This is a genomic window from uncultured Flavonifractor sp. (genome assembly GCF_944383115.1).
Classification (GTDB): Bacteria; Bacillota; Clostridia; order Oscillospirales; family Oscillospiraceae; genus Flavonifractor.
Genome location: NZ_CALWOJ010000122.1, coordinates 1 through 4835, shown reverse-complemented (window position 1 = coordinate 4835; position 4835 = coordinate 1). Strand labels below are relative to the sequence as shown.

Here is a 4835-nt window from a genome sequence, read left to right as displayed (position 1 = left end):
CCCGCTGATCTTTGGTGCCCTCCGCAAGGCGCTCAGTTAGAATACCACCCTCACTCCCCTTTGTCAACACCTTTTTCCCTTTTTCCGCATCTTTTTCTCTCAGGTCTGGTCCCCCGCTGCGGATATCAGTTCTTCATAGGAAAATAAGACGTTGAGTACCTCCAGCATGGCGTTGGGGGAGAGATGGACAGGCAACTCCAGTTTCCGCAGGAGTGTCTCCCTGCGGGCGGCTGAATTGACGCCGCCGGACAGGCCCAGCGTCACCAGATCCGCTTTGGTAATTGGTCTGCCGGGGCGCAGCGGAGGCTCGTCCTCATCCAGAAAGGTTGCGCCCGCCCGGCGCAGCGCCTGTTCCAGCACCTGGGGGCGCATACCTTCCACCCCCAGCTTCCCTTCCTTGCCCGGCGTGCGTTTCCGCCGCTCCTTACCCAGGATATCGGGTACATAGGCGTGCTTGACCTGTTCAGGCGGAATGCTCCCCTTTAAAAAATTACGGATGACAAAGCCCGCTCCATCCGGGTCGGTCAAAATGATCAAGCCCCGCTCCGCCGCCAAGCGGCGGAACAGGGCCAGTTTTTCACTGTTTTGAAAGACGCCAAACCCAGCGGTCTCCACGATAATGGTATCTACCAGTTGGGAGAGGGTATTTTTATCGTAGCGTCCCTCCACCACGATGGCTTCTTTGATCCGCAGCATCATCAATTCCAGTGCAGGCAGGCATAGCCCACATACCAACCGTCGCCCAAATTCTCCGTATAGAGGACCCCGGGCCGGGCGCTGCCCTTCCAGGGCTGGGTACGCACGTTCAGCCGGTCCAGAGGCTCATTAGACAGCCAGGCCCGTGCCTCACCGTTGTTAAGGGCTACCGTCAGGACACCTTTCTCCAGGCGAACAGACTCCACCTCAATGCCGGCCACAGGTTCCGCACCCAACCGCTCGGGATTCAGTTGCTCCGGCTGGGACGCCTTGCGCAGCTCCTGCAGTTCATCCCGGCGCACAGCCAGCAATTGACGCACCTGCTCCCGAATGACTTCCACCTGGTTCTTTCTGCCTTTTGCGGTCAGATACCACCCCGCCGCGCCGGCGGCCGCCAAAGTCACACCAAAGATCGTACGCTTTTTCATGGTTGTCAGGCTCCTTTCTTTACGGCCAGTTCCATCAGCAGACCGGTCAGCAATTCTTCGCCGTCTGCGCCGGTGGATTTCATAGCCAGGTCCGTCTCGCCGCATCGGATGACCGCCCGGCGACACCAGCCCAAAGAGAAACGCCGGGCGGACTGCATCATGCGCTCCGCCGGGTAGGCGGAACGCAGTTTCCACAGTTCCATCAGATAGCGGCTGTCCCGCTTGTTCTCAATGGCAAGCCGCGCGGTATACAACTGCCGCAGCTGCTTGCCCAAGGCTGCCAGCAGTTTGATAGGCGGCTCCTGCATGTGATACAGGTCCCCCAACACCGAGGCCGCCTTGTCAAAATCCCCGGCGGAGATGGCGTCGGTCATCTGGAACACCACCGCGTCCAGCTGTGGGGTGGCTACCGCGTCAATGTCCGCCCGGGTCACCCGCCGGTGGGCGGCGTAGGCGCCGATCTTGCCGATCTCGGAGATCAGGGTGTTCATCAGATCGCCGCACAAAAAGATCAGGTATTTGGCGTCCTCTGTACCGATATCATGATCCAACGCCTTGAACCGCCGGGCGATCCAGTCCACCAGATCGCCCTGCTCCTGTCGGTTGAAGGATACTACGCTGCCCTTTTCCTTGACGACGCCGGCCAGCTTGGTACGGGCATCCGATTTATATTCGATCAGGTCATAGACAAAGACCAGGCAGACATAATCGGGCAGATCCTTCAAAATATCCGTCAGCCCCTCCTTGTCGCCTTTGAACATGTCATAGTCGTTGACCACAATCAGGGTGCGCTGGCTCATCATAGGCAGGCAATCCACCGTCTGGGCCAGAACTTTCAGGTCAAATTCCTTGCCAGGGATCACATGATAGTTGAACGCCTCCATCCCCGGCGGCAACAGCTTCTTTTTCATCTCCCCCAGATAGTAGTCCCGCAGATAGGCCTCCTCCCCGTGGAACACATAGAGGCTGCCCAGCGTTCCCTCTTTCAGGTCCTGCTTGAGCTTCCGGTAGGCGGCGGCGTCAGGCTTTGCTTTTTGCGGCATGGTATCCCCCCTTACTCCGCAGTAATGGTAACCGTACCGGACCAGTCGGTACGATAAATATCACATCCATATTGGGCCAGCCGGGCCAGAGTCTCCTCTGCCGGGTGACCATAGGTATTATATCCAACCGAGATAACGGCCCACTGCGGCTGGATCGTCTGGAGCAATTCCCCAGAAGTGGAGTAGCCGGAACCGTGATGGCCCACCACCAGCAATTCCGTCTCCGGCAGATTGCCGTACTTCACCAGCCGCCGCTCCACCGCAGCATTCATATCGCCGGTAACCAGCACGTCAAACTCACCGGCGCTGCCCAGTACCGACAACCCCTCCTCGTTGCTGCCGCCGGTGCCCAGCGGCGGGAAGACACGCAGGGTAGTCTCGCCCAATTCTGCCACCGCGCCGTCGGTGACCAGCAGCGTCTCTACGCCGCGGGCCTGGGCGGCCGCCTGGATCTCGGCCCGCAAGGAACTGTCCGGCTCCACGTCGGGCAGGATGAGCAGTCCCACGTCCATCCGCTCCAGCAGTTGGGGAATGCCGGCGGCATGGTCGTCATGGTAATGGGTAAGGATCACCAGGTCGATACGGCTGAGGCCCAGCGTCTGGAAGTAATCCGCCGCGGTATTCCCGGCATCATAGCCGCCGCAGTCGATCAGGGCAGTCTGTCCCTTGGAATAGAGGGCCACGCTGAGTCCCTGGCCCACATCCAGCACAGAGACGGTCAGCTTTCCGCCGGTCAAAGCAGCGGCCTGGAGTACCAGCGCCCCGCACAGGGCAGCCAAACTGAGGCATACCGGCAGCGCCGGTCTGCCCCGGGGGCCGCGCCACAGCACCCACAGGAAGATAAGCCCATAGGTCAGGGCCATCCAGAGTACCAGATAAATGGAGTGGGCCGTCACCGAGGCAAAGGGCAGTCCGGCCAGGGCGGCAGTCAGCCATTGCAGGTACCATACCGGCAGGGAGACCACCCAACCCATCGCCACCGCCGCGCCCGGCAGGATCAAGCCCACCAGCGCCGTCAGCAGGCCGCCCAGAAACGCATCTGAAACCGCCCATAGGGCCAGCAGGTTGGTAAGCGGCGAGATGAGAGAAATACTATCAAAGTAAACTGCCATCAACGGCGTGGTGAATACGATGGCGCCCAACGTGGTGGCCACAGTGGCGATAACCACCCGGGCCGCCCGGCAGCCCAGCCTGGGCCAGAAACCTTTGGGCTTGCGGGGCAGTTTCCTCTCCCACCGCTGGCACAGAGGCCCGGTAAACAGGAAGATACCAGCCACCGCCCCGAAGGACAGTTGAAGGGATATGCTGGCCGCCGCATAGGGATTGATGGCCAGCAGCACCATCAGCACAGTACTCAAAGCGGTAGGTGGGTCGTTCTCCCGGTCGGCCAGAGGGGCCACAAGGAGCAGCGCCTGCATGAAAGCCGCCCGCTGTACCGACGGCGTATTGCCGGCCACAGCGGAAAAGAAGAAAAGCAGGCAGATACCCACCACTGCCGACAACCGCCGCCGGCGGCCCAGAAGGGTGGTAATCAGTCCCGCCAGGAAGGAGACATGGAGGCCGGAAACGGCGATGACATGGGCAAGGCCCGAGCGGCGAAGTGCGCTGTATTCCCCATCAGGCAGTCCCGTCTTGTCCCCGGTGATCAGCGCGGTGACCAGAGGCGCGGTACTGTCCGGGAAGCTGCGGGCCACGCTGTCCTTCAACGCTCTGCTGAAAAACGCCGGCCAATACTCCAGCGGCGGCCCGTCCGGCCGCGCTGCCGTCCATCCCTTTCCACCGCTGGCAATCAGGAGGATGCCTTTGGCGTAGTAGTAACTGGTGGGCTCTCCCGCCATAGTGTCCGCCATACGGAAGGACGCCGTCAAAGTAAGGCAATCCCCCGGCCGCAGCTCCATCCCTTCTGCCCCGTCCAGATAGAGCTGGGCTTTGACCGGCAGGCCATCCGTCTGTACACGCACCAGAACAGAAACGCCGCCGTAGCTGCCCGCCTGAGGCCAATCGGCCACAACAGCCTCTACCTGGGTCTCTGTTCCCGCCAGCCGCAGGGCCGGCGCCCGGACCAGAGCGCAGTACACGCCCGTCCAGCACAGGCCTGTCGCCAGGCCGAAGCAGAGCAGCATAGCGCGCAGACGGGCTTTGCCCTGCAGCGTCAGCCCGCCCAAAGCCGCCAGGGCGCAGCATGCCCCAGCCGGCACCAATATTCCTTCCGGCAGCAAATACACTGCCAGGAATACAGCCCCGGAAAAGGCGGCGGCAAACCAAGCCAGCTTACGCAACGGGGATCACCCCTGTCCGCTTATTTCTTTCGCAGGAAGGAGAATTTGGTCTCGGAACAGATCACGCCCACGAAAATCAGCGCAAAGCCGACCAGCATGAGGGCCGTGGGCTGCTCACCGGCAAAAATCATGGAGAAGATGACGCCGAAGGGAGCTTCCAGGGAAAGGAGGACCGCCGCAGTGGAGGGGGCGGTGTACTTCTGCCCGATATTCTGGAAGAGCAGGGCGCCGCAGGAGGCGAAAACGACCAGATAGGCAAGGCCGAAGATGAGATCGCCGTTGAACACCTCGGGACTGACCGTAGTTTGGGTGACCAGCACGCCGATCCAGGAGAACACGGCAAAGCTGGCAAACTGGAGGGTGGTCAGGATGAAGATATCCCGGCCCTC

5 protein-coding genes are annotated in these 4835 nt (G+C 61.2%); all 5 read right to left on the bottom strand.

Features of this window, described 5'->3' with window-relative positions; genetic code table 11:
• Positions 1–99: 99 nt before the first annotated feature.
• The gene (locus Q0K43_RS10285; RefSeq protein ID WP_297290441.1) at positions 100–696 is read right to left on the bottom strand and encodes a toprim domain-containing protein; all 597 of its coding nucleotides are present in this window, start codon (positions 694–696) and stop codon (positions 100–102) included.
• Positions 697–698: 2 nt separating this feature from the next.
• Positions 699–1124, bottom strand: a complete 426-nt coding sequence (locus Q0K43_RS10280; protein WP_297290440.1) for a toxin-antitoxin system antitoxin subunit — start codon at positions 1122–1124, stop codon at positions 699–701.
• A gap of 5 nt (positions 1125–1129) precedes the next feature.
• A complete protein-coding gene (gene holA, locus Q0K43_RS10275) occupies positions 1130–2167 on the bottom strand; it encodes a DNA polymerase III subunit delta (RefSeq protein WP_297290439.1) in 1038 nt (345 codons plus the stop codon).
• Between the two features lie 11 nt (positions 2168–2178).
• A complete protein-coding gene (locus tag Q0K43_RS10270) occupies positions 2179–4446 on the bottom strand; it encodes a DNA internalization-related competence protein ComEC/Rec2 (protein ID WP_297290438.1) in 2268 nt (755 codons plus the stop codon).
• 20 nt (positions 4447–4466) lie between these two features.
• Positions 4467–4835 (bottom strand): EamA family transporter (locus tag Q0K43_RS10265; protein ID WP_297290437.1); only part of this gene is annotated, 369 nt, incomplete at its 5' end.

Excerpts from the sequence above, each read along its gene's own strand:
- Q0K43_RS10285 (WP_297290441.1), bottom strand. The coding sequence starts at position 696 with ATGCTGCGGATCAAAGAAGCCATCGTGGTGGAGGGACGCTACGATAAA.
- Q0K43_RS10280 (WP_297290440.1), bottom strand. The coding sequence starts at position 1,124 with ATGAAAAAGCGTACGATCTTTGGTGTGACTTTGGCGGCCGCCGGCGCG.
- holA (WP_297290439.1), bottom strand. The coding sequence starts at position 2,167 with ATGCCGCAAAAAGCAAAGCCTGACGCCGCCGCCTACCGGAAGCTCAAG.